This window comes from Gordonia sp. NPDC003429 (assembly GCF_053588575.1).
On the sequence record NZ_JBSFQF010000006.1, the window covers coordinates 212,972 to 234,459 of the forward strand.

Sequence of the window (21,488 nt, forward strand, 5' to 3'; positions counted from 1 at the left end):
GTCTCAGAGCCGCCCATTCTGTACGTCTCCCGGCTGCTGTGTGTGACGCCGCTCGCGGTGATGGCCCTCCCGCACGGCAAACATGATGTCGGCCTCGGCCTCGGCCCAGTTGTAGATCACGTCCTCGTAGGTCAAGCGCATGCGCAGGAGGTTGTGCTTGGTGGCCACCCGGTCCCGTCGCCGATCCTCGGCGTAGCTGTACGGGTTCTCGTGGTACGCCCGGCCGTCGACCTCGATGATCAGCCGGTTGCCGACCACCAGATCCACGTGACCGATCCCGTCGATCTTCACCTGAACGTTCACGTGCACCCCCTTCGCCCGCAGCCGCAGCCGAACCATAGTCTCCGTTCCCGACTGAGCACGTGCGTCGATGCGGTCGAGCAATCGGCAGACCCTGATCGGTGCGCCGGTGAAACACGACTCCACCTCGGTGGGGGTGAGGAGTCGGCTTCCCATGTCGGGGACCAGCAGTCCGGCGTCGAACCGGAGCGTGCGGTTGAGAATCGAGTCGCACACCACGACGATCCCCTCCGCATCAAGGCATCGCAGCGCGTGACGTAGCGCCACGTCGATGTCGTCCACGGCGACGGTCACCGGGCCCGGCGGTGTGAACTGACTGCAATAGCGCCGAGGATGGGCGCGATGTGCCTTTTCGTTCCCCCGCACGTGCAGGGTCTTGACCTGCGGCGGAACCCAGACGCCTTGACGGCGTAACACCGAAGTGCAGGAGAGGCTTCCGCCCAACCGAACGGCCTCGACCACAACGGGATCCGCACCGGCATCGGCGTACCACCCGCGCCGGACCTGACTCCACGAACCGTCGGCGAGACCACGCCGCAGTTGTGCCTGTGTGACACCCCGACGCGAGAGTGTCGCCCACGAGAACACCCCGAAATCTGTGGCGGCGCAGAAATCTGGCATGCGGAGAGTCTGTTGCCGAACCCCAGCACCCGCGGCGGCCCGTCCACACCTGTGGATGGGCGGTTTGCGTACAGAACGGGCGCCTCTCGCGGCACCGGAGTCCACCAGCGAGGATCGCGGCAGTTTCCGCCGCCCATTCTGTACGGAAATTGCCGACCGGGGCGGCCGAATCGCCGCCGATAGCGGTGTAGCGCCTCCCGTCGACCGCCCGCGGTGAATACTGGGATCTATGGCACTCGGTGACAGCAACGGAACGGACTTCCGGCTCCACGTTGTCGCCGAGGCCATCCGGCTGTTCGCCGAGAACGGCTACGAATCGACCACCGTCGAGCAGATCGCGGCCGCCGCCGGGATCTCCCGGCGCACGTTCTTCCGGCAGTTCGGCTCCAAGGAAGACGTCATCTTCGCCGACCACGAGAGCCTGATCGCGCAGGTCGGCGAGCAACTCGCCGCCGACACCGCCGATCCGTGGACGTCGGTCTGCGCGGCCGCCGAGCTGGTGTTCACCCATTTCCTCGCCACCCGCGACCTCGCGCTACGGCGGATGCGGGTGGTGCAGCAGGTGCCGGTGCTGCGCGATCGCGAACTCGTCACCACCTACCGCTACCAGCGGGTGTTCGAGGAGCATCTGCGTCGTCGGCTGCCCGACGAGCCGCGGGTGCGCCTGGTGACCTATGCCGGAGCGATCACCGCCGCCCACAACTACCTGTTGCGGTCGATGATCCGCGGCGATGCCGGTGCCACGCTGGAGCGGCTGCGCGCCGAACTGAGTCGCATCCGCGCGGCACTGAGTGCCACCGACGACGTCGGCGATCGGTCGTCGATCGCGGTGGTGTCCTACCCGGCAGGCTCCGACCCCGACGAGGTGGCGCACGCTGTGCGCGCACAACTGCAGGGGGAAACCCCACGGGGACGGCACTGAACAGGAACAATGGACCACGAAGACGCAGGCGCCCGCGCCCGCCCCGATTGACATGGCACTCAGTGTCGTGTTGAACTAAAACAAACAGGAAAACTGGCACCGAGTGTCGTGAGGAGCCGTCATGGGTTTTGGAAATCCCGAGTTCAACCTCTTCGAACTGCCCGAGGAGCACGTCGCGCTGCGTGAGGCGATCCGCGCGCTCTCGGAGAAGGAGATCGAACCGTACGCCGCCGACGTCGACGAGAAGGCGCGGTTCCCGCAAGAGGCTCTCGACGCGCTGGTCGCGTCGGGTTTCAACGCCATCCACGTGCCCGAGGAGTACGACGGCCAGGGCGCCGACTCCGTCGCCGCCTGCATCGTCATCGAGGAGGTCGCGCGCGTCGACGCCTCGGCCTCGCTGATCCCGGCGGTCAACAAGCTCGGGACGATGGGCCTGATCCTCAACGGGTCCGACGACCTCAAATCCCAGGTGCTGCCGTCGATCGCCTCCGGCGAGGCGATGGCGTCCTACGCGCTGTCGGAACGCGAGGCCGGTTCCGACGCAGCGTCGATGAAGACCCGCGCCCGCGCCGACGGCGATTCCTGGGTGCTCAACGGCTCCAAGTGCTGGATCACCAACGGCGGCAAGTCCACCTGGTACACCGTGATGGCCGTGACCGACGCGGAGAAGGGCCCCAACGGCATCTCCGCGTTCATGGTCCACAAGGACGATCCGGGCTTCGTCGTCGGTCCCCTCGAGAAGAAGCTGGGCATCAAAGGCAGTCCCACCGCCGAACTCTACTTCGAGAACTGCACCATCCCCGCGGACCGCATCATCGGTGAGCCGGGAACCGGCTTCAAGACCGCGCTGCAGACCCTCGACCACACCCGCCCCACCATCGGCGCGCAGGCCGTCGGCATCGCCCAGGGCGCGCTCGACGCCGCCATCGCATATGTCAAGGAGCGCAAGCAGTTCGGCAAGACGATCAGCTCGTTCCAGGGCGTGGAGTTCATGATCGCCGACATGGCGATGAAGGTGGAGGCCGCGCGTCTGATGGTCTACACCTCGGCCGCCCGCGCCGAGCGCGGCGAGAAGAACCTCGGGTTCATCAGCTCCGCGTCGAAGTGTCTGGCCTCCGACGTCGCGATGGAGGTCACCACCGACGCCGTGCAGCTCTTCGGCGGCGCCGGCTACACCCGTGACTTCCCGGTGGAGCGGATGATGCGCGACGCCAAGATCACCCAGATCTACGAGGGCACCAACCAGATCCAGCGCGTGGTGATGAGCCGGGCGCTGCTGCGCTGACCTCGTCGCCGCCCATCGACGGCCAGAAACCCCGCCTCTCGTCGGCAACACTGCGCACGCGCGGTGTTCGTCGCGACAGGTGGGGTTTCTGCGTCGACCGGGTGTCTGCACGGGGGGTCACGCCGCCCTCGGCTCCGCCAACATCGACGTGAGGCGCGCGATCAACCGGCCGCGTCGGCGTTCGTGCTCGAGATCTTTCCAGTACCAATGGATTGGCCGATGTCCGGCCTCGAGAAGCGCGCCGTCCTGCTCCTTTTCACTGAGAAGCCGCTCCTTTCCACCCTGATCGTCGTCGTACTTCGACATGCCGTCGGCCTGCCCGACGACGCGCCGCTCCCGCCAGTAAAAGTCAACGCGCGCAATGAAATTGCCCAGCAAGTCAAGAATTTCAACCTGCAACTCTGGCGCGGGTAGACCGACGTCGGAGAACAGAACGCGGCTGCGAGATTCGAATACCGACTCCGACGCCGCGTCGAGTTCTGCGACGACGCGCCGAGCCCGCGCGGCTCCGGTCATGCCGCCGATGAGGTCGAGTTCGTTGGCGAGGTCGGCGACGCTGCACAGACCCAGGTGCAGGGCTGCATCGCCGACGACGACCGCCGGCTCCCGTGGTTCGCGCCGCGCGATGTCGATCACGACGCGTGCCGGGGACACCACCGGAACACCGTCGACAACCACGGTCGATTCCGGGCGCCGATCGGTGATGATCCGCGTTGCGCCCGACGACTTCGATCGTGCCTGTGCACCGCTCACCGCCATCGTCACCCGACTGGTGTCGAGACCCCACACCGGCAACTGCAGCACCGCGGCCGCCGACGCATCGGCAAGCGCACGGCCCGGCGGGAGGCGCCGGCCGTAGGCCAAAGACAGTTCCCGATGTCGCTGTTCGGGGGTGCCGTCGAGGAGTGCGGAGTCGATGACGACTCCGTGACCGAGTGCGGTGAGCAGTCCGGTTCGCACGGCGCTGCGGATCTCGTGGTCGGCGTAGCCGGCGTCGATCAACTCACCGCGGAACATCGCGTGGGGTGCGGGCGCGAGAATCTTCATGGACATCCGACGCCGCGGCGCCGCATCCGGTTGCGTTGAACTCGCCCATCTGCCAGAAACCCCACCTCTCGTCAGGAACACTGCGCACGCGCAGTGTTCGTGGCGAGAGGCGGGGTTTCTGCGTGACCGACCGCCCCCGTCAGGCGTAGGCGGGACTGAACTGCAGGTTGGCGTGTTGCCGGTTCGACGCGTCGCGGAAGTTCTTCAGCGCCCGGGACATGTGGAAGCCGTTGGTCACGATCACCGCGCCGCTCGCACCCATCGCCTTGAGCATCCGCACCGTGAACTCCGCGTTCTGCACGGTGGAGAGCGACGCCGACTCGTTGACCATCTGCCACACCGGCACACCGCGCTGCAGGAGGCCGATGTTCATGAACTGCGCCTCCGACACCGGTAACCACCACGTGTCACCACCGGAGACGATCACCCGGTTGAACGGATGCGTCCGGGCAAGGCGCGCACCGAGATTCATGCGCTGCTGCAGAATCTCCGGCGCTTGCCCCAGCAGTCCCACCTTGGCCCCGAGTACGACGATGTAGCGCGTCGGCGGACTCTGCCAGAGAAAGATGCTGGTGGGGGAGAACAGGTCGTAGGCGAGGTCGCTGGAACTGCTGCCGGTGTCGGCGTGGGCCTCGGCCGGAGCCGCGACCACACCGCCGGCGGTCACGCCAACAGTGGTCACGACGGTGGCGGCAAGCGTGATCGCGAGTTTCCTGAGACGCATGAACAAGCAGCCTAGAGCTGCTACTTTACGGGACTAAGGACATCAGCAATCACTTTGGTAACAATAAGCACTTGTGTTACAGCCATACTTCACAACGGGCCGGCGCCTGCCGGACGACGCGTCGCGGCAGGCAGCCGGCCAGGTGAGGCGTCCGGTCAGGTGAGGGCGACGTACTTCACGGTCAGGTACTCGTCGATGCCCTCCGCGCCGCCCTCGCGGCCGATGCCGGACTGCTTCACCCCGCCGAACGGCGCGGCGACGTCGGAGATCACCCCGCGGTTCACGCCCACCATGCCGGCGTCGAGGCGCGACGCCACTCGCATCGCCCGGTCGAGGTCGCGGCTGAAGAAGTAGGCCGCGAGCCCGTACTCGGTGGAGTTGGCGGCCTTGATGGCCTCGTCCTCGGAATCGAAGGTGCTGACCACCGCGACCGGACCGAAGATCTCGCCCCGGGTGACCGGCGCGTAGGGGTCCACCCCGTCGACGACGGTGGCCGGATAGAAGAAGCCCTTGCCCTCGGGGACCTTGCCGCCCAACCGAACCCGGCCGCCGTGGGCGACGGCGCTCTCCACCGCCTCGGCCACTTTGTCGCGCTGCGCGGCGCTCACCAGCGGACCGAGCGTCACACCGTCCTCGTAGCCGGCGCCGAGCCGCACCGCGGCCATCTTCTCGGTGAGTTTGGTGGTGAACTCCTCGGCCACCCCGGCCTGCACCAGGAAGCGGTTGGCCGCAGTGCACGCCTCGCCGCCATTGCGCATCTTGGCCAGGAAGGCACCGTCGACGGCCTTGTCCACGTCGGCGTCGTCGAACACCAGGAACGGGGCGTTGCCGCCGAGCTCCATCGACGTGCGCTGCACCCGTTCTGCGGCCTGCCCCAACAGATTCCGGCCCACCGGCGTTGACCCGGTGAAGCTGATCTTGCGGATCCGGTCGTCGGTGATGATCGCTGACGACACCTCCTTCGCGTTCATCGTGGGCAGCACCGAGAGCACACCGCCGGGCAGTCCGGCCTCGGCGAAGATCTCGGCGAGCGCGAGCATGGTCAGCGGGGTCTCGTGGGCCGGTTTCACCAGCATCACGTTGCCCGCGGCCAGCGCCGGCCCGATCTTGCGGGTACCCATCGCCAGCGGGAAGTTCCACGGTGTGATCGCCAGGCACGGCCCCACCGGGCCGTGGGTCACCAGGATGCGTCCGGTGCCCGCGGGGGAGTGGGTGAAGCGGCCGTCGATGCGCACCGCCTCCTCGGCGAACCAACGCAGAAACTCGTTGCCGTACTTGGTCTCCGCCAGGCTGTCCGGCAGCGCCCGACCCAGTTCCAGGGTCATCAGCATGGCCAGGTCGTCGGCGCGCTCGGCCACCAATTCGAAAGCGCGCCGCAGGATCTCGCCGCGTTCGCGAGGCGGTGTGGCGGCCCAGTCGCCGGCCACCCCGGCGGCCACGTCGAGCGCTCGTTTCGCGTCCTCCACAGTCGCGTCGGCAACCTCGGTCAGCGATTCCTCGGTGGCGGGGTCGATCACGGTGAAGGTGGCGCCGCCGGTCGCGGGCACCGATTCGCCGCCGATCCACAGTCCGGTGGGCACGCCGTCGAGCACGGCCTGGGGGTCGAGTACCTGTGTCGCAGTGTCAGTCATGTGAATTCCCTTCGTGGTGGCACGCGTGCTGCGACGGTGACGGTTCGACGTCGAGCGATGGGTTGCGGTCGAAGAACCCGAACGGCTTGAGCCAGAACGACACGATGTCGGCGGGCATGATCGGCCAGTCCTCCGGCCGGGTGATGTGGTGGATGCCGAACGTGTACCAGAGGACGACGTCGGTGTTCTCGATCGGGCGGTCGGCCTTGGTCCATTCCGCCAGGCCGGTGTCGCGCTCCGACTGATTGACGAATTCGCCTGCGGGCCAACGCTCATCGGGACTGTTCGGGGTGACCCACAGCGTGTGTCCGATCACCGTGGCGCGGCCGAAGATCGGCGATGCGGGATCGAACATCGACGGGAAAGCACCCGAGGGCACCAGCTTGTAGGCGGGATTCAAGCCCAGCGAGGTGGTCACGTTCGGATTCGCGATCTTCCAGGTCTTCTGCGTCGCGTAGTTCGGGTTCTGCTTGCCCTCCGACTCGGTGCGCAGCGGCGTGTTCTGTTGCACCAGCGACAGACCGTACGGGTTGTCGGGGCCCATCGGCTCGGCGATCGTCTCGCTGGCGAAGACGGTGTTGTCGGTGCCGTCGATGTCGAGATCCATACGCGCGGTGAGGAAATGCTGATGGAACGGAGCGTACGTGCGGTTGTCGACGGTGGTGCCGTTCGGGTTCGCGCTCGCGCCCGGCGCGATCGGCGTGGTCACCATGATGCCGGTGGCGCGCACCTCGCATTCGATGTTGCCGTCCTGATACAGCCGCCAGTACACGAGGTACTCGTAATTGGCCACCGTCACATGGAAACTCACGGTCAGCCGCCGCATGCGACGGACTTCGGCACCGGCGTCGTGGTCGACATGCTTCCACAACACGGCGTTGTCTTCTTCGTGGATACAGATGGCGTTGGTGATCGTGTACGGCTCACCGGCACTGTTGTGCAGCACCGCGTCGAGGTAGCGGATCTCGCCGAGACAGTCGCACCCGAGTTCGAGCGACGTCGTCATGAAACCCAGACCCCACTCGCCGATGTCGAAAGCGGTGCGGCGGTAGTGATCCACACTCGGATCGCGGTAGGGAACCACCATCTCGGCGAACGAGAGCCGATGGGCGATCGGGCGCACGCGGCCCGCGTCGGTGTAGCTGACGGTGTGCAGGGTCATGCCCTCGCGATAGTTGAAACCCACGCGCAGCGACCAGTTCTGCCAGGTGAGCAGATTGCCGTCGATCTGGAACGACGGGCCGTCGGGCTGCGTGATCTCCAGTGTCTTCAGCGGCGGCCGATCGAAGGTGTCGCGGATGCGTTGCGGAATGTGGCGCGGCACATACTCGCCCATCGTCTCCGGCTGATCAAAACCGGTGGCATTGGCCCCGCTCGCTTCGCTCCCGGCGGCCGCCGCGTCCTCGATACGCAGCACCTCCATCGTGTTCACGTCGATCACGCAGTGCAGCCCGGTGATCGGCGTGGCATACGGGTTGGCGCCCGGCTCCTTGCGCAGCCATGTGTCCGACCAGCCCAGCCGCCGGTCCTTGTATTCCTCCGGCATCACCGGACCGCCGTAGGTCCAGGTGTCCATGAACACCAGATCCATGTCGGTGATGCCGCGGCGGGCAAGTGCCGCTTGCACATCGGGGTGTGCGCGCAGCACCCGGTCGCATTCCTCGAACTCGTCGACGGTGAAATTCGCCTGCACGCCGGGGACGAGTTCGAAGGACTCCACCGACTCGCCCGAGAGTGAGACGAACGACTTATAGGTCGTGTTCTCACCGGTGTTGAAACACACCACCACCGCGCGCCGCGGCGGCAGAGTGCCGTCGGCGTCGTAGGCGGCCAGCTCCGACTTGGTGGGTTCGACGAGTTCGATTGAGGCGTAACGCCATCCGTCGCCGACGCCTTGCTCAGCGGAGAGCAGTGCGGTCACTGCGCGGAACTCGTCGGCGGTGAGCGGCTCGAGGGGATGCATGGGGAACGTGGCTCCTTGTGTCGTGACCGGCGGTTCAGGCGTTGGCGCGGATGGCGTCGGCCAGCACCGACAGTCCGTCGTTGAGCAGGTCGTCGTCGATCACCAGCGGCGGCAGCAGACGCAGCACGTTTCCGTAAGTGCCGCAGGTCAGCACGATCACACCCTGTTCGAGTGCCGCCGCCGCAACCGTCTTGGTGAGGTCGGCGTCGGGTTCTTTGCTGCCCGGTTTCACCAGTTCCACCGCGATCATCGCGCCGCGGCCACGGATGTCGCCGATCACGGCCTTGCCGTCGGCAGCCAGCTGACCCGCGGTGTACGTGAGCTTGTCGAGGACGATCTCCTCGATGCGTCGGGCGCGCGCCGGAAGGTCGAGACGCTCCATCTCGTCGAGGGCGGCGAGCGCGGCGGCACACGCCACCGGGTTACCGCCGTAGGTGCCGCCGAGTCCGCCGCCGTGCACGGCGTCGAGCAGGTCGGCGCGGCCGGTGACCGCCGAGAGCGGCATGCCGCCGGCGATGCCCTTGGCCATGGTGATGAGGTCGGGCACGATGCCCTCGTCCTCACACGCGAACCATGTCCCGGTGCGGGCGAATCCGGCCTGTACCTCGTCGGCGATCAGCAGCACCCCGTTGTCGGTGCACCACTGCGCCAGGGTGGGCAGGAAACCCGGTGCGGGAACGATGAATCCGCCTTCGCCCTGAATCGGCTCGATGATGACGGCCGCGGTGGTCTCCACACCCACCTGCTTCTCGATCATCGTGATCGCGCGACGTGCTGCGGCCACACCGTCGCCACCGAGGTCGTCGCGGAACGGGTAGCTCATCGGCATCCGGTACACCTCGGGCGCGAACGGTCCGAAGTTGCGCTTGTACGGCATGCTTTTCGCGGTCAGCGCCATGGTGAGGTTGGTGCGGCCGTGATACGCGTGGTCGAAGGCGACGATCGCGTCGCGGCCGGTGGCCAGGCGGGCGATCTTCACCGCGTTCTCCACCGCTTCGGCACCCGAGTTGAACAGCACGGTGCGCTTCTCGTGATCGCCCGGGGTCAGGGCGTTGAGTTTCTCGGCCACCGCCACATATCCCTCGTAGGGGGTCACCATGAAGCAGGTGTGGGTGAAGTGGCCGGCCTGGTCGGCTACCGCGGCGGCGACGGCCGCATTGCTGGCGCCGACCGTGGTGACGGCGATCCCCGAACCGAGGTCGATGAGCGAGTTGCCGTCGACGTCGACGATGACGCCGCCGTCGGCGTCGGTCGCGTAGACGGGAACACTGGAGCCGACACCCGCGGCGACGGCGGCCGAGCGACGGGCGGCGAGTTCGGCCGACCGCGGACCGGGCAGCGCCGTCGCCAGATGCCGTGTCTGCGGCAGGCGATACGAGATTTCAGTAGCTGTGGTCATGAGATCAGTGTTCGCCCCCAACGGCCACGATGAGGCTCGCCACTATGTACAGCAGATTCGTATCGGCACGACAAGTTGTCCAGTAGGTGCGTACGGTTGATCCATGACGACCGTGCGCTGGTTGGTGGGCCAACGCGCCCTCGAACTGACATTGCGTGCCGGCGCGGCCGGCCTCGACCGCACACTGGACTGCGCGGTGAGCTCCGAGCTGACCAACGCCGCCGACTGGCTGTCGGGCGGTGAGGTGTTGCTCACCACGGGCCTGCGGCTGCCCGACGACCCGGCCGCCCATCGCGAGTTCGTCCACAGCCTCGACGCGGTGGGTGTGGCCGGGATCGGGTTCGGCCTGGGGCTGGGCTACGACGACGTGCCGGACGCGCTCGTCGCCGCCGCCGACGAGGTGGGAGTACCCGTTTTCGAAGTGCCGCTACCCATCCCGTTCTCGGCGATCACCCGCGCGGTGATCGACCAGATCGCCGCCCAGCGGTCGGCGCGGCTGGTGTCGGCCACCCGGGCGCAGCCACGGATGACCCGCGCGGCCGCCGCCTCCGGACCCGCGGCGGTGGTGCGCGAACTCGCCGACGCCGTGGGCCGGCAGGTGGTGCTGCTCGACGCGCGGCACGCGGTGGTGTCCACGGCTCCCGGCCGGGTGAGCCAGAACCGGATCGAGCAGATCCGTGAGCTCGTCGGCCGCGACCCGGCCTCGGCCGGTGCCGTCCGGGTGACCGACGACGCGACCTTCACCATCGCCCGGATTGCATCTGGCCGCAACACATTCGGACATCTCGGACTTGTCGGACCGGAATCTCCCGACGACGTGGCCCGCATGCTGATCGGTCATGCGGTGTCGCTGCTGGCCATCGAGTACGCCAAGCCGCAGCAGGTGCGACGCGACGTGGCCACGCTTCAGGGCGATGTCCTCGCGAGCGCGATCGAGGTGGCCGTGGGCGAGAGGTCGCGTGCACTGCTGTCCCGCGCGGGTGACCCGTCGGGGCGTGTGCGCGCCGTGGTGTTCCGGTTTCCGTCCGACGACGACGCGGCGCGCGCGGCCGAACGCCTCGCCGACGAACTCGAACGCCGGTGGCGGCCGGCGTTCGTCCATCGCGACGCCGACGAAGTGATCACCCTGATCCGCGGCGACGATCACGTGCAGTTCGCGGTGGGCCTGCTCAACCTGCTCGGCACCCATGCCGCGGCGCGTGGCGGATTGGGGGCGGCGTCGGCGGTGGCAGAGGTGTCCGACTCGGTGCGTCAGGCGCGGTTGGCATCGCGCTCGGCGGCGGTCGGCCAACTCGTCGACCTGCACCAGACGCGCTCACTGCTGACGCTTGATCCGGTACGTGAAGCGTTGCGCGACAGTCACTCCCATCGACTCGCACCGATCATCGAGCATGACGGGCAACACGGGGCGCGGCTGTATGAGAGCCTGCTGGCCTATCTGGAGGCCAACGGGAACTGGGGTGTGGCCGCGGATGGACTGGGCATTCACCGCCACACCCTGCGTGGCAGGATGGAACGAGTGGAGGATCTGCTGACCGTCGACCTCGCCGATGCGCGGACACGCGCGGAACTGCTGCTGATCATGCTGGGTGCGGACGCATGAGAGCGGTCGGGGTGGTGATGGTCGTCGTGGCGGCGCTGGTGGTGGCGGGCTGCGGCGGTACCTCGTCGTCGTCCGAATCCACATCGGCCTCGACATCGGTTGGGGCCGAACAGGAATCCACCGGCGAACAGGCCTCCGCACCCTACGTCAACCTGGGTGACAGCTACGCTGCCGGCACCGGCCTACGGCCGCTCGCCGAAGACTCGGAGTTCCAGTGCCAGCAGTCGGGACGCAACTTCGCAAGACTCGTCGCGCAGCAGCGCCGGATCGCGCTCACCGACGTCAGCTGCGCCGCAGCGAGCACCACCGACTTCTTCACCTCCCAGTACTTCGGCGTCGGACCGCAACTCGACGCTCTCGGACCACGCACCGAGATCGCGACGATGATGATCGGCGGCAACAACGGCGACGTGTTCAGCGACACGCTGCGGCTCTGCGGAGAGGCCGCGGCCACCGACCCCACCGGCTCACCCTGCCGCGAGCGATACGGTTCCCGGTTCGACGACGCGGTGCGCAACACCACCTACCCGGCGCTGGTGTCGGCGCTGCGTGCGGCGCGCCAACGCGCGCCGAAGGCCCACATGGTGATCGCCGGATACCCGTGGATCGTGCCGCCCACCGAGGGCTGCTATCCGCGGATGCGGGTGGCCGCGGGCGACGTGCCCTACGTCCGTGAACTTCAGGCCACCCTCAACGATGCGGTGCACCGGGCCGCCGACGCGAACGGGATCACCTTCGTCGACATGTCGGTGGAGGGTCACGACGCCTGCCGGCCGGTCGGGCAGCGCTGGATCGAGCCGCAGGAGGGATCGTCGGCGCCGATCACAGTGCATCCCAACGCCGCCGGGCAGCAGGCCATCGCCGACCGGGTGCAGGCCGCGCTCGATCGGTAGGAACGGCGCTCGCTGCTCGCCACAGCCGCGGCGCCAGAGTGGACTCGCAACAATAGTTGCTCCGAGACCCCTGTCACGCCGCGGTAGTAGTGCGGCCGCTTTCTTCACAAGCCCATGGGCATCCCCAGAAATCTGGATCGGCGTTCTCAGATCGGCTGATCGGCCTCACCTCGCCCGCACACTGCGCACGTGAACCCCGAGAACCTTCAGCCCACGCACGGAGTGTGGTCCTGGTCGGAGCTTTGCGCCGCGGGACTATCCCAGACAGACGTCCGCCGGGCGTTGAACCACGGGGATCTCGTTCGGATCAGGCGCGGCTGGTATGCGACCGGCAACGCGGACACGGTGGTGGCAGCGGGGGTCGCGGCCGGCGGAGTCCTGAGTTGTCTATCGGCGCTTCGGCACCACGGGATCTGGGTGCCGACACATCAGCGCAAGATCCACGTACGTGCCTGCGAGTCCGCCCATCGCAGGAACGATTCGCGCCGATTCTGCAGCCAATATGGTCCGCCGGAACCCGAATGCGGCGCTGTTGACGACGTGAGAACTGCGCTGCGTCACGCACTCAAGTGTCTCGACGACGAGGGGATCGTGGTCGTGTGCGACTCGATACTCCACCTCGGACTGCTGGAACTCCGCGATCTCGACGACGTGTTTGCGGCTGCGCCCCGGCGTGTCCGCCGACTGCTCGACCACTGCGATCCGACGGCGGAATCCGGTACCGAGACCATGGTGCGGCTGCGCCTGAGGTTGCTGGGAATCGGGGTGTCGACCCAGGTACGGATCATAGGGCTGGGTCGAGTCGATCTTCTGGTGGGGACACGTTTGATCATCGAGGTCGACAGCGAGGAATTCCACGATCGGTCCGCAGCCCAGCGAGCCCGTGACCGTCGACGTGACGAGATCGCCACCGACCTCGGCTACATTCCGCTTCGGCTCGATTACAAACGGGTGATGTACGAGTGGGCCGACGCCGAAGCGACCATTCTCGACATCGTCCGCCGTCGGGATCATGTGAAGAAGCTCCCACGCCATAAGCGCGGTTCCGGGGGCGACTCGCGACAATTATCGTCGTGACGACGCGCTGGCGCCGTGCCTGTGGCATCGGCAGCCAAAGCCCTGACCAGGTCGGATTTTATTCGGTCGGCACCATTTGGAACACTGGAGGCCGTGACCCGATCCGCTGCCGTCGCCGCCCGCTCCACCGAGATGTTCCAACGGGCGCGCCACGCGATCCCCGGCGGGGTGAATTCCCCCGTCCGGGCGTTCTCGGCAGTCGGTGGTGATCCCCGGTTCATCGCCTCGGCGTCGGGGTGCCGACTCACCGACGTCGACGGCAACACCTACGTCGACCTGGTCTCCTCGTGGGGCCCGATGATCCTCGGCCACGCACACCCCGCGGTGGTGGCAGCGGTACAGCGTGCCGCCGCCGGCGGCTTGTCGTTCGGCGCGCCCACCGAGGCCGAGGTCGAGCTCGCCGAGGAGATCATCGACCGCGTCGACCCGGTACACCGGGTCCGCCTGGTGAATTCGGGCACCGAGGCCACCATGTCGGCCATCCGGCTGGCCCGCGGATACACCGGCCGCGCCAAGATCATCAAGTTCTCCGGCTGCTACCACGGACACGTCGACGCGCTGCTCGCCGACGCGGGCTCGGGTGTCGCGACCCTCGGTCTGCCGACCACCCCCGGTGTCACCGGCGCCGCCGCCCACGACACCATCGTGCTGCCCTACAACGATCTCGCCGCCGTCACCGAGGCCTTCGACACCTACGGCGACGAGATCGCCGCGGTGATCACCGAGGCCGCCGCCGGCAACATGGGCGCCATCGCCCCGGTCGAGGGGTTCAACGCCGGGCTGTGCGCGGTCACCCGCCGACACGGCGCACTGCTGATCATCGACGAGGTCATGACCGGATTCCGGGTGAGCCCGGCCGGCTGGTACGGCCTCGAGGGTGTGGGTGCCGACCTCTACACCTTCGGCAAGGTGATGAGCGGCGGCCTGCCGGCGGCCGCGTTCGGCGGACGCACCGACGTCATGGAGAAGCTGGCGCCCATCGGCCCCGTCTATCAGGCCGGCACGCTCAGCGGTAATCCGGTGGCCGTGGCCGCCGGGCTGGCCACCCTGCGTCACGCCGATGCCGACGTCTATGCGGCGCTCGATGCCAACGCGCAGCGTCTGGCCGACCTGTTCACCGAGTCGTTGTCGGCGGCCGGGGTGGGCCACCGGGTGCAGATGGCGGGCAACCTGCTCAGTGTGTTCTTCACCTCCGATCCCGAGACGCCGATCATCGACTACCAGACCGTCAAGACCACCGAGACCTGGCGTTTCGCCCCGTTCTTCCATGCCCTCCTCGACCGCGGCGTGTACGCACCGCCCAGCGCATTCGAGGCCTGGTTTGTCTCCGCGGCGCTCGACGAGGATGCTTTCTCGGTGATCGCCGACGCTTTGCCCGCCGCCGCGCGGGCCGCTGCGGAGGCCACCCGACCGGCCACCGGACCGGCCACCGCACCCGCGCAAGTAGGGGAGAGCTCCTGATGCACACGATCGTCCACATGATGCGCCACGGTGAGGTGCACAATCCGGACGGCATTCTCTACGGCCGGCTGCCCGGCTTCAAACTGTCGGCGACGGGCCGCGCGCAGGCCGAGAAGGTCGCGGGCGTTCTCGCCGACCACGACGTGACCGCGGTCTTCGCCTCCCCGCTGCAGCGCGCCCAGGAGACGGCGAGTCCGGTCGCCGCGGCCCACGACCTCTCGATCCTCACCAACGACCAGCTCGTCGAGGCCGAGAACGTGTTCGAGGGACTGCGCGTATCCGTCGGCGACGGCGCCCTCACCAAACCCCGACACTGGCTCAAGCTGCGCGACCCCTTCACCCCGTCCTGGGGCGAGCCCTACATCCAGCTCGCCCACCGGATGCTCGCCGCCGCCAACAAGGCCCGCGACGCCGCCCGCGGCCACGAGGCGGTCTGTGTGAGCCATCAGTTGCCCGTCTACACGCTGCGCCGCTTCCTCGAAGGCCAGCGCCTGTGGCACGACCCGCGTCGCCGACAGTGCTCGCTCGCATCGCTGACCAGCCTGATCTACGACGACGACGCGCTCGTCGACATCATCTACTCGGAGCCGGCCGGGGCGTCGGATCCGTTGGCGACCGGGGCGTGAGTCGGTAGTAGACGTGCGTAGAACGACCCTGATGACCGCGGTGTTCGCGGTGCTGTCCACGCTTGCCGTGCTGCTCAGCGCCTGCGGCACCGGCAAGGATGCGGTAGCGCAGGGAGACACCTTCCAGTTCGTCTCCCCGGGCGGCCAGACGGTCATCACCTACCCCGAGGCCGACCGCAAGCCGATCGCCGATCTGACCGGCCCGGATCTGGTCACCGACAAGCCCATCGACCTCAACCGCGATTTCGCCGGCCAGGTGGTGGTTCTCAACGTGTGGGGGTCGTGGTGCGGACCGTGCCGCGCCGAGGCCGATGACCTCGAAACCGTCTATGAACGCAACCGCGACAAGGGCGTCGCGTTCCTCGGCATCAACCTGCGCGACGACCGGGATTCGGCGCGCGATTTCGTCGCCGACCGCAAGGTCGGGTATCCGTCGATCTACGACTTCGACGGCGCCACCCTGGCCGCGCTGACCACTCCGACCTCGGTGGTGCCCACCACCATCGTCCTGGATCGGCAGCATCGGCCCGCGGCGGTCTTCCTCAAGACCGTGTCCGCCGACGAACTCGACGCGGTGGTGACGCGGGTGGCCGCCGAGGACGGCGGGGCGAAACCGTGAGCGGGATGGGCACCACCTTCGCCGACACCGTCACCAGCGGGCCGCTGCTGCTGGCGCTGGCCGCGTGCATGATCGCCGGTCTCGTCTCCTTCGCCTCACCGTGCGTGGTGCCCCTGGTTCCCGGGTATCTGTCCTATCTCGCCGGCCTGGTCGGCGCCGAGGCGCCCGCGGTCACCGCCGACGAGCCGGCCAAGCGTGGTCGTTCCCGGGTGGCGATGGCGGCGGGGCTGTTCGTGCTCGGGTTCACCGTCGTGTTCGTCGCCGCCACCGCCACGGTGCTCGGCATCACCAGCACCGTGATCGTCAATCATGAACTGCTGCAACGCATCGGCGGTGTGATCACCATCATCATGGGGCTCGTGTTCATCGGCCTGATCCCGATGATGCAGCACGAGTTCCGATTCGCCCCGCGCAACGTGTCCAACATCGTGGGCGCCCCGCTGCTCGGCGCGGTGTTCGCACTGGGCTGGACCCCATGTCTGGGGCCGACGCTGGCCGCGGTGATCGCCACCGCCAGCGGCACCGAGGGGGCCACCGCGGCCAAGGGTGTGGCGCTCATCATCGCCTACTGCATCGGCCTGGGTATTCCGTTCGTGATCCTCGCCTTCTCGTCGGCGTGGGCATTGCGCAGCCTCGGCTGGTTGCGGTCGCACGCCCGGGCCATCCAGATCTTCGGTGGGCTGATGCTGATCGCGGTCGGGGTGGCCCTGGTGACCGGGCTGTGGGATCAGTTCATCGTGTGGGTGCGTGACGCATTCATCACCGACACGGAGTTGCCGGTATGACGCAGGTACTCGACGCGCCGCCGAGCCCCCCGACGCCGGATCGTCCCCACTGGGTGCGACGGCGGGTGCTGTGGCCGCTGCGCAATCTGTGGCGGGCGCTCACCTCGATGCGCACCGCGCTGGTGCTGCTGTTCCTGCTGGCACTGGCCGCCATCCCCGGCGCATTGCTGCCCCAGCGTGAACTCAACGAGCAGAAGACGCTGCAGTACATCTCCGATCACGGCCGGATCGGCGAGTGGATGGACAAGCTGCAGCTTTTCAACGTGTTCTCCAGTGCCTGGTTCACCGCCGTCTACGTGCTGCTGTTCGTATCGCTGGTGGGGTGCCTCACCCCGCGGATGTACGAACACGCCAAGAGCCTGCGCGCCAAACCCGTCGCCGCGCCCCGCAATTTGTCGCGCCTGCCGCGTCACATCACCGAGACGGCCGACGGCGACCCCGCAGAACTCGCCGACCGCATCTCGGGAAATCTGCGGGGATGGCGCCGCGAGGTCACGGTGCGCGAACCATCGAAGGCATATCCGCAGGGCTGCGTCGAGGTCTCCGCGGAGAAGGGTTACCTGCGCGAATTCGGCAATCTGGTGTTCCATTTCGCGTTGCTCGCGCTACTGGTGTCCATCGCCGTCGGCAAGCTCTACGGCTACGAGGGCACCCGCAGCCTCGTCGCCGACGGGGAACAGGGACTGTGCAACACCTCCACCGCGGTCTACGACTCCTTCCGTGCCGGAGCCCTGGTCGACGGCACCGACCTCGAGCCGTTCTGCATCCGCATCGACGACTTCTCCGCCACCTTCCTGCCCAGCGGGCAGCCGTCGATGTACGACGCGAAGGTCCGCTACACCACCGATCCGGCAACCCCGGCCTCGCAGTGGAATTCCACCTCGGTGCGCGTCAACGATCCGCTGCGCGTGGCCGGCGACCGCGTCTACGTTCTCGGCAACGGTTTCGCCCCCACCTTCACCGTCACCTTCCCGAACGGTGAGAAGCGCACGCAGACAGCGCTGTTCATTCCGGAAGTGATGTCGACGATGTTGTCGTCGGGTGCCGCCCGCTTCGACACCCCCGCGGGCCTCTACCCCGACGAGGACACCCGCCGCCAGAAGCAGATCGCGATCGAGGGCCTGTTCGCGCCGACCGCGACGTTCGACGGCACGCTGCTGTCCTCGTCGTCGCCGGTGCCCGACGATCCGACCGTCGCGATCCGCATCTACCAGGGCGACACCGGCCTCGACACCGGCAAGGCGCAGAACGCGTACTCGCTCGACATGGACCTGATCCACCAGGGACGCCTGGTGCGCAAGGCGCAGGCCAATCTGCAGGTCGGACAGAACGCCACCCTGCCCGACGGCACCCAGGTCAGCTTCGACGGCTACAAACGCTGGGTGTCGGTGCAGGTGTCACACGACCCCGCCCAGAAGTGGGTGCTGGTGTCGGCGATCGTGATGCTGCTGGGCCTGGTGACCTCGCTGCTGGTCAAGCGTCGTCGCATCTGGGCGCGGCTGGTACCCGTTGCCGACAACGCTCCATCCGGATCTGCCGCATCCGAATCGGCCGCATCCGATCCTGCCGGGTCGAATCCCGCTGCATCGAATCCTGCTGCATCCGATCCCGCCGCATCGATTCCCGATGGGCGACGACGTACTGTAGTAGAAATCGCCGGACTGGCCCGCACGGACCAGGCCGGATGGGGCGACGGTTTCGATGAGCAGGCCGCGGCGCTGCTCGACGAACCCGGAACCGCCGGCGGCAGCACGGCATCCCGCCTGTCACGACGACGGTTGTGACCGTCCCACCACCACACGCGAACGAGGTAGGCAGCGATGAACACAGGATCGGCGCAGATCGACGAGACCCTGGCCCGGTACTCCGACCTCCTGTTCGGCACCGCCATCACTGTCTACGTCATCGCGATGTTCCTGTTCTTCGCCGCGCTCGCCGGTGCCCGCAGCCGCAAGCTGAGTGCCTCGGAGGCACTGGTCAGCGCTGGTGGCGGCGGTGTGGACATCCGCACACCGGGCCGCGTCGACGGTCCGGGCAAGGTCGAGGGACCGGCGCGGCGCACCTTCTCCGAAAAGCTCGGCAACATGGCCTATCCGGTGGTGTTCGTCGGTCTCGCCGCGCACATCGCCTCCATCGTCACCCGTGGCATGGCCACCGACCGTGCCCCCTGGGGCAACATGTACGAGTTCATCTCGCTGACCTGCGCCGCCTGCGTCGTCGCGGGTCTGGTGGTGCTGCGCAAGCCGGTCAACCGACCATTGCTGTCGTTTGTGCTCCTGCCCGTGACGCTGCTGATGTTCATCGCCGGACGCTGGCTGTACACGCAGGCGGCGCCGGTGGTTCCCGCGCTCAAGTCGTACTGGTTGGCCATCCACGTGTCGATCATCTCGATCAGCTCCGGTGTGCTGCTGGTGTCCGGGGTGGCCAGCGCGCTGTACCTGGTCAAGATGCGGTGGGGTGCGTCGGCCGAGTCGGTGTCGGATACGGGCGGCGGCATGGTCGGGTCACTGCGACGGCTTGTCGCGCACATCCCGTCGGCCGACGCGCTCGACCGCCTCGCCTACAAGTGCGTGGTGTTCGGGTTCCCGCTCTTCGGCCTCGGCATCATCTTCGGCGCCATCTGGGCCGAGGCGGCGTGGGGCCGGTTCTGGGGATGGGACCCCAAGGAGACCGTCTCGTTCATCGCCTGGGTGATCTACGCCGCGTATCTCCACGCCCGGGCCACCGCGGGCTGGCGTAACACCGCGGCCGCGTGGATCAACGTCGCCGGGTTCGTGGCGCTGCTGTTCAACCTGTTCATCATCAACCTGGTGGTGTCCGGCCTGCACTCCTACGCGGGACTCTGAACCGGGTCGGCAGTACGGGCTCGGCGGGAATCCGGGCTACGCCTGGGTGTGTGGCTCGCGGAGCACCGCCTGCGCACGGACCACCTTGAGCAGATCGATGATGACGTCGATGGTCGTGGGACACAGCGAGTCGATGTCCACCCCCGACAGATGCGTTTCGGTGGCCACGAGAAGCTGCGCGTAGTCACGCTGGCGGCGCACCCGATCGAGATCCTCGTCGGGATTGGACAGAAAATAGGTGACGCTCACTTCGAATGCGCTGGCAATGGCTTCCACCGTGCGAAACGACGGTGTCCGTGCCTTGCCGGTGCGCAGTTGGGAAATATAGGCGTCGCTCAGTGAAAAGCCGCGGGCGTTGGCCTTTTCGGCGATCTTCTTTCCGGTGTAACGCAGGCCGTTCTCGTCGCGCGCTCGCTCGAAGAGAGCGCCGAGCTTCGCAGCGAAACTGGGGTCGTCGTCGATCGCGGTATCCCTTTCGCGCGGAGCCGAAGATCGTGCTGCGAAGCCAATTTTACCCGTCGACGGGTCGGCGTGGCTCGACGATGTGGCCGGACGGCTCAGCTGTCCTCATTACCGCCGCGCGCACGACGGTCGAGATCCTGGAGAAACTCGGGATCGTCGTCGGGGCCCACCGGCCCGCGCGTGCGTACTCGACGCTCGGTCACCTCGTCGTCGTCGTTCACCAATTGCGGTCCGAATGCGCGCCACAGGAAAAAGCCGACCGCGATGACACCCACCAAGGCGAGCAGAAAAGTCATGAAAACCTCCGTCACCCAAGACTACGTGAGGTCAGAACGTACTGCCGCAACTCGGACAACTGTGCCATTCCGAATGCACCCGTTCGTATGACGGATCTGCGGAAGCGACGTCGACCCCGGCGGTCTCTCGAACCGTACTGGTCCCTCGAGCCGTTTTAGGGGGTGCGGCGATTGAGCAGTGCCACCACGTCTTCCTCACGGAAACGACGATGTCCGCCCGGAGTGCGGATGGACCCGAGAATCCCGGAGCTGGCCCAGCGGGCGACGGTCTTGGGGTTGACGTTGAACATGGCGGCCACCTGGCCGGGTGTCAGCGTGTGCTGGCTGGCCAGTCCGGGTGTGATCACGCCGCCGTTGAGCGAAGTGGGCGTGGATGTCGGAGCAGGATGGGCGATGGTCATGGTTACCCCTTCACTGGATGTGCTCGCGGCACGAAAACCGCGACTAGCCATGAATACACGCAAATCGCCCAGGTACTCGAACCGTCAGTGGCAGGTAAAGAGAGTCAAAAGGTGCCTGTGACCTGCAGACACCGCTCAGGCGGGCAGTAGGCTTGGCGTGTGAGTGCAGAGCAGGAACCGGCGCAACCGGACGCGAAGAATTCGGACAACCGCGACACCGCAGGTCAGGGCCGTACGAGCATCGGCCAGCTGGTGATTTCGATGGTCCTCTACACGCTCGCTCGGCTCGGATTGGTGGTCGTGGTGGCCGCGGTCATCATGGGTGTCGGCGCGATCGCCGGGGTCACGGTGCCGATTCTGGTGGCCGCGGCCTTCGGTGTGCTGATCGCGCTGCCGCTGGGCATGGTGTTGTTCAAGAAGCTGCGGGTCCGGGTCAACGGTCAGATCGCCGCGATCGACGCTGATCGTCGCCAACGCCACGAGGAGTTGCAGTCCAAGCTGCGTGGCCAGTCCACCGGCCGGTGAGT

At 67.3% G+C, this 21,488-nt stretch carries 20 protein-coding genes and 1 pseudogene; 12 read left to right on the forward strand and 9 right to left on the reverse strand.

Translation table 11 applies throughout. The features are described 5' to 3' along the window. Positions 1-3: 3 nt before the first annotated feature. Positions 4-921, reverse strand: coding sequence for an endonuclease domain-containing protein (locus ACWDSI_RS10175; RefSeq protein ID WP_449746955.1), 918 nt, complete (start codon positions 919-921; stop codon positions 4-6). A gap of 229 nt (positions 922-1,150) precedes the next feature. Here ACWDSI_RS10175 and ACWDSI_RS10180 point away from each other — a divergent pair, with 229 nt between their 5' ends. Together ACWDSI_RS10180 and ACWDSI_RS10185 are read left to right on the forward strand one after the other, a co-directional pair. Next, a complete protein-coding gene (locus tag ACWDSI_RS10180; RefSeq protein WP_449746956.1) occupies positions 1,151-1,843 on the forward strand; it encodes a TetR family transcriptional regulator in 693 nt (230 codons plus the stop codon). Between the two features lie 121 nt (positions 1,844-1,964). Beyond that, positions 1,965-3,128, forward strand: a complete 1,164-nt coding sequence (locus tag ACWDSI_RS10185) for an acyl-CoA dehydrogenase (RefSeq protein WP_449746957.1) — start codon at positions 1,965-1,967, stop codon at positions 3,126-3,128. Positions 3,129-3,245: 117 nt separating this feature from the next. Here the strand turns inward: ACWDSI_RS10185 and ACWDSI_RS10190 are convergent, their stop codons facing one another. The 5 genes and pseudogenes from ACWDSI_RS10190 to gabT all read right to left on the reverse strand — a co-directional run bounded on the left by ACWDSI_RS10190 (position 3,246) and on the right by gabT (position 9,892). Continuing rightward, a complete protein-coding gene (locus tag ACWDSI_RS10190; RefSeq protein ID WP_449756459.1) occupies positions 3,246-4,175 on the reverse strand; it encodes a hypothetical protein in 930 nt (309 codons plus the stop codon). A 139-nt stretch (positions 4,176-4,314) separates the two neighbouring features. Then, a complete protein-coding gene (locus ACWDSI_RS10195) occupies positions 4,315-4,899 on the reverse strand; it encodes a YdcF family protein (protein WP_449746959.1) in 585 nt (194 codons plus the stop codon). A gap of 155 nt (positions 4,900-5,054) precedes the next feature. After that, positions 5,055-6,530: an NAD-dependent succinate-semialdehyde dehydrogenase gene (locus ACWDSI_RS10200; RefSeq protein WP_449756460.1), complete on the reverse strand. Its 1,476-nt coding sequence runs from the start codon at positions 6,528-6,530 to the stop codon at positions 5,055-5,057. After that, positions 6,523-8,499: pseudogene (locus tag ACWDSI_RS10205) on the reverse strand (primary-amine oxidase); the annotation flags it as partial. The gene ACWDSI_RS10200 and the pseudogene ACWDSI_RS10205, both read right to left, overlap by 8 nt. 28 nt (positions 8,500-8,527) lie before the next feature. Next, positions 8,528-9,892, reverse strand: a complete 1,365-nt coding sequence (gabT, locus tag ACWDSI_RS10210) for a 4-aminobutyrate--2-oxoglutarate transaminase (RefSeq protein ID WP_449756461.1) — start codon at positions 9,890-9,892, stop codon at positions 8,528-8,530. Positions 9,893-9,995: 103 nt separating this feature from the next. On the opposite strand from gabT, the gene ACWDSI_RS10215 reads away from it, so the two are divergent. From ACWDSI_RS10215 to ccsB, 9 genes are all read left to right on the forward strand, one after another. Further along, positions 9,996-11,495: a PucR family transcriptional regulator gene (locus ACWDSI_RS10215; protein ID WP_449756462.1), complete on the forward strand. Its 1,500-nt coding sequence runs from the start codon at positions 9,996-9,998 to the stop codon at positions 11,493-11,495. Continuing rightward, positions 11,492-12,388, forward strand: a complete 897-nt coding sequence (locus ACWDSI_RS10220) for an SGNH/GDSL hydrolase family protein (RefSeq protein WP_449756463.1) — start codon at positions 11,492-11,494, stop codon at positions 12,386-12,388. Before ACWDSI_RS10215 ends, ACWDSI_RS10220 begins: the two co-directional genes overlap by 4 nt. A gap of 540 nt (positions 12,389-12,928) precedes the next feature. After that, entirely contained in the window at positions 12,929-13,465 is a 537-nt protein-coding gene (locus tag ACWDSI_RS10225) for a DUF559 domain-containing protein (RefSeq protein ID WP_449756464.1), read from the forward strand. 132 nt (positions 13,466-13,597) lie between these two features. Next, positions 13,598-14,926 (forward strand): glutamate-1-semialdehyde 2,1-aminomutase, encoded by a 1,329-nt coding sequence (gene hemL, locus ACWDSI_RS10230; protein WP_449747011.1) that lies wholly within the window; start codon positions 13,598-13,600, stop codon positions 14,924-14,926. After that, the gene (locus tag ACWDSI_RS10235; RefSeq protein ID WP_449746965.1) at positions 14,926-15,552 is read left to right on the forward strand and encodes a histidine phosphatase family protein; all 627 of its coding nucleotides are present in this window, start codon (positions 14,926-14,928) and stop codon (positions 15,550-15,552) included. Before hemL ends, ACWDSI_RS10235 begins: the two co-directional genes overlap by 1 nt. A gap of 31 nt (positions 15,553-15,583) precedes the next feature. Beyond that, entirely contained in the window at positions 15,584-16,171 is a 588-nt protein-coding gene (locus ACWDSI_RS10240) for a TlpA family protein disulfide reductase (RefSeq protein WP_449746966.1), read from the forward strand. A 5-nt stretch (positions 16,172-16,176) separates the two neighbouring features. Continuing rightward, complete coding sequence (locus ACWDSI_RS10245) at positions 16,177-16,956, forward strand: cytochrome c biogenesis CcdA family protein (protein ID WP_449746967.1); 780 nt, start codon at positions 16,177-16,179, stop codon at positions 16,954-16,956. Then, on the forward strand, positions 16,953-18,740 hold the full coding sequence (gene resB, locus ACWDSI_RS10250) for a cytochrome c biogenesis protein ResB (RefSeq protein WP_449746968.1): 1,788 nt from the start codon (positions 16,953-16,955) through the stop codon (positions 18,738-18,740). The genes ACWDSI_RS10245 and resB overlap by 4 nt, the downstream gene beginning before the upstream one ends. 36 nt (positions 18,741-18,776) lie before the next feature. After that, positions 18,777-19,802 (forward strand): c-type cytochrome biogenesis protein CcsB, encoded by a 1,026-nt coding sequence (ccsB, locus tag ACWDSI_RS10255; RefSeq protein WP_449746969.1) that lies wholly within the window; start codon positions 18,777-18,779, stop codon positions 19,800-19,802. 36 nt (positions 19,803-19,838) lie between these two features. Here the strand turns inward: ccsB and ACWDSI_RS10260 are convergent, their stop codons facing one another. The 3 genes from ACWDSI_RS10260 to ACWDSI_RS10270 form a co-directional block, all read right to left on the reverse strand. After that, complete coding sequence (locus ACWDSI_RS10260; protein ID WP_449756499.1) at positions 19,839-20,312, reverse strand: helix-turn-helix domain-containing protein; 474 nt, start codon at positions 20,310-20,312, stop codon at positions 19,839-19,841. Between the two features lie 47 nt (positions 20,313-20,359). Further along, positions 20,360-20,560 (reverse strand): hypothetical protein, encoded by a 201-nt coding sequence (locus ACWDSI_RS10265; RefSeq protein WP_449756465.1) that lies wholly within the window; start codon positions 20,558-20,560, stop codon positions 20,360-20,362. Between the two features lie 155 nt (positions 20,561-20,715). Next, positions 20,716-20,961 carry a BldC family transcriptional regulator gene (locus ACWDSI_RS10270; protein ID WP_449746971.1) on the reverse strand — a complete coding sequence of 82 codons (246 nt, stop codon included), beginning with the start codon at positions 20,959-20,961 and terminating at the stop codon, positions 20,716-20,718. Positions 20,962-21,120: 159 nt separating this feature from the next. On the opposite strand from ACWDSI_RS10270, the gene ACWDSI_RS10275 reads away from it, so the two are divergent. Further along, positions 21,121-21,486, forward strand: coding sequence for a DUF4229 domain-containing protein (locus tag ACWDSI_RS10275; protein WP_449756466.1), 366 nt, complete (start codon positions 21,121-21,123; stop codon positions 21,484-21,486). Positions 21,487-21,488 lie beyond the last annotated feature (2 nt).

Bases quoted from the DNA above. Each gene is read 5' to 3' on its own strand.
- ACWDSI_RS10185 (WP_449746957.1), top strand. From the start codon at position 1,965: ATGGGTTTTGGAAATCCCGAGTTCAACCTCTTCGAACTGCCCGAGGAG.
- ACWDSI_RS10270 (WP_449746971.1), bottom strand. From the start codon at position 20,961: ATGACCATCGCCCATCCTGCTCCGACATCCACGCCCACTTCGCTCAAC.
- ACWDSI_RS10220 (WP_449756463.1), top strand. From the start codon at position 11,492: ATGAGAGCGGTCGGGGTGGTGATGGTCGTCGTGGCGGCGCTGGTGGTG.
- ccsB (WP_449746969.1), top strand. From the start codon at position 18,777: ATGAACACAGGATCGGCGCAGATCGACGAGACCCTGGCCCGGTACTCC.
- ACWDSI_RS10200 (WP_449756460.1), bottom strand. From the start codon at position 6,530: ATGACTGACACTGCGACACAGGTACTCGACCCCCAGGCCGTGCTCGAC.
- ACWDSI_RS10245 (WP_449746967.1), top strand. From the start codon at position 16,177: ATGGGCACCACCTTCGCCGACACCGTCACCAGCGGGCCGCTGCTGCTG.
- gabT (WP_449756461.1), bottom strand. From the start codon at position 9,892: ATGACCACAGCTACTGAAATCTCGTATCGCCTGCCGCAGACACGGCAT.
- ACWDSI_RS10240 (WP_449746966.1), top strand. From the start codon at position 15,584: ATGACCGCGGTGTTCGCGGTGCTGTCCACGCTTGCCGTGCTGCTCAGC.
- ACWDSI_RS10235 (WP_449746965.1), top strand. From the start codon at position 14,926: ATGCACACGATCGTCCACATGATGCGCCACGGTGAGGTGCACAATCCG.
- ACWDSI_RS10195 (WP_449746959.1), bottom strand. From the start codon at position 4,899: ATGCGTCTCAGGAAACTCGCGATCACGCTTGCCGCCACCGTCGTGACC.
- ACWDSI_RS10175 (WP_449746955.1), bottom strand. From the start codon at position 921: ATGCCAGATTTCTGCGCCGCCACAGATTTCGGGGTGTTCTCGTGGGCG.
- ACWDSI_RS10180 (WP_449746956.1), top strand. From the start codon at position 1,151: ATGGCACTCGGTGACAGCAACGGAACGGACTTCCGGCTCCACGTTGTC.
- resB (WP_449746968.1), top strand. From the start codon at position 16,953: ATGACGCAGGTACTCGACGCGCCGCCGAGCCCCCCGACGCCGGATCGT.
- hemL (WP_449747011.1), top strand. From the start codon at position 13,598: ATGTTCCAACGGGCGCGCCACGCGATCCCCGGCGGGGTGAATTCCCCC.
- ACWDSI_RS10190 (WP_449756459.1), bottom strand. From the start codon at position 4,175: ATGAAGATTCTCGCGCCCGCACCCCACGCGATGTTCCGCGGTGAGTTG.
- ACWDSI_RS10215 (WP_449756462.1), top strand. From the start codon at position 9,996: ATGACGACCGTGCGCTGGTTGGTGGGCCAACGCGCCCTCGAACTGACA.
- ACWDSI_RS10265 (WP_449756465.1), bottom strand. From the start codon at position 20,560: ATGACTTTTCTGCTCGCCTTGGTGGGTGTCATCGCGGTCGGCTTTTTC.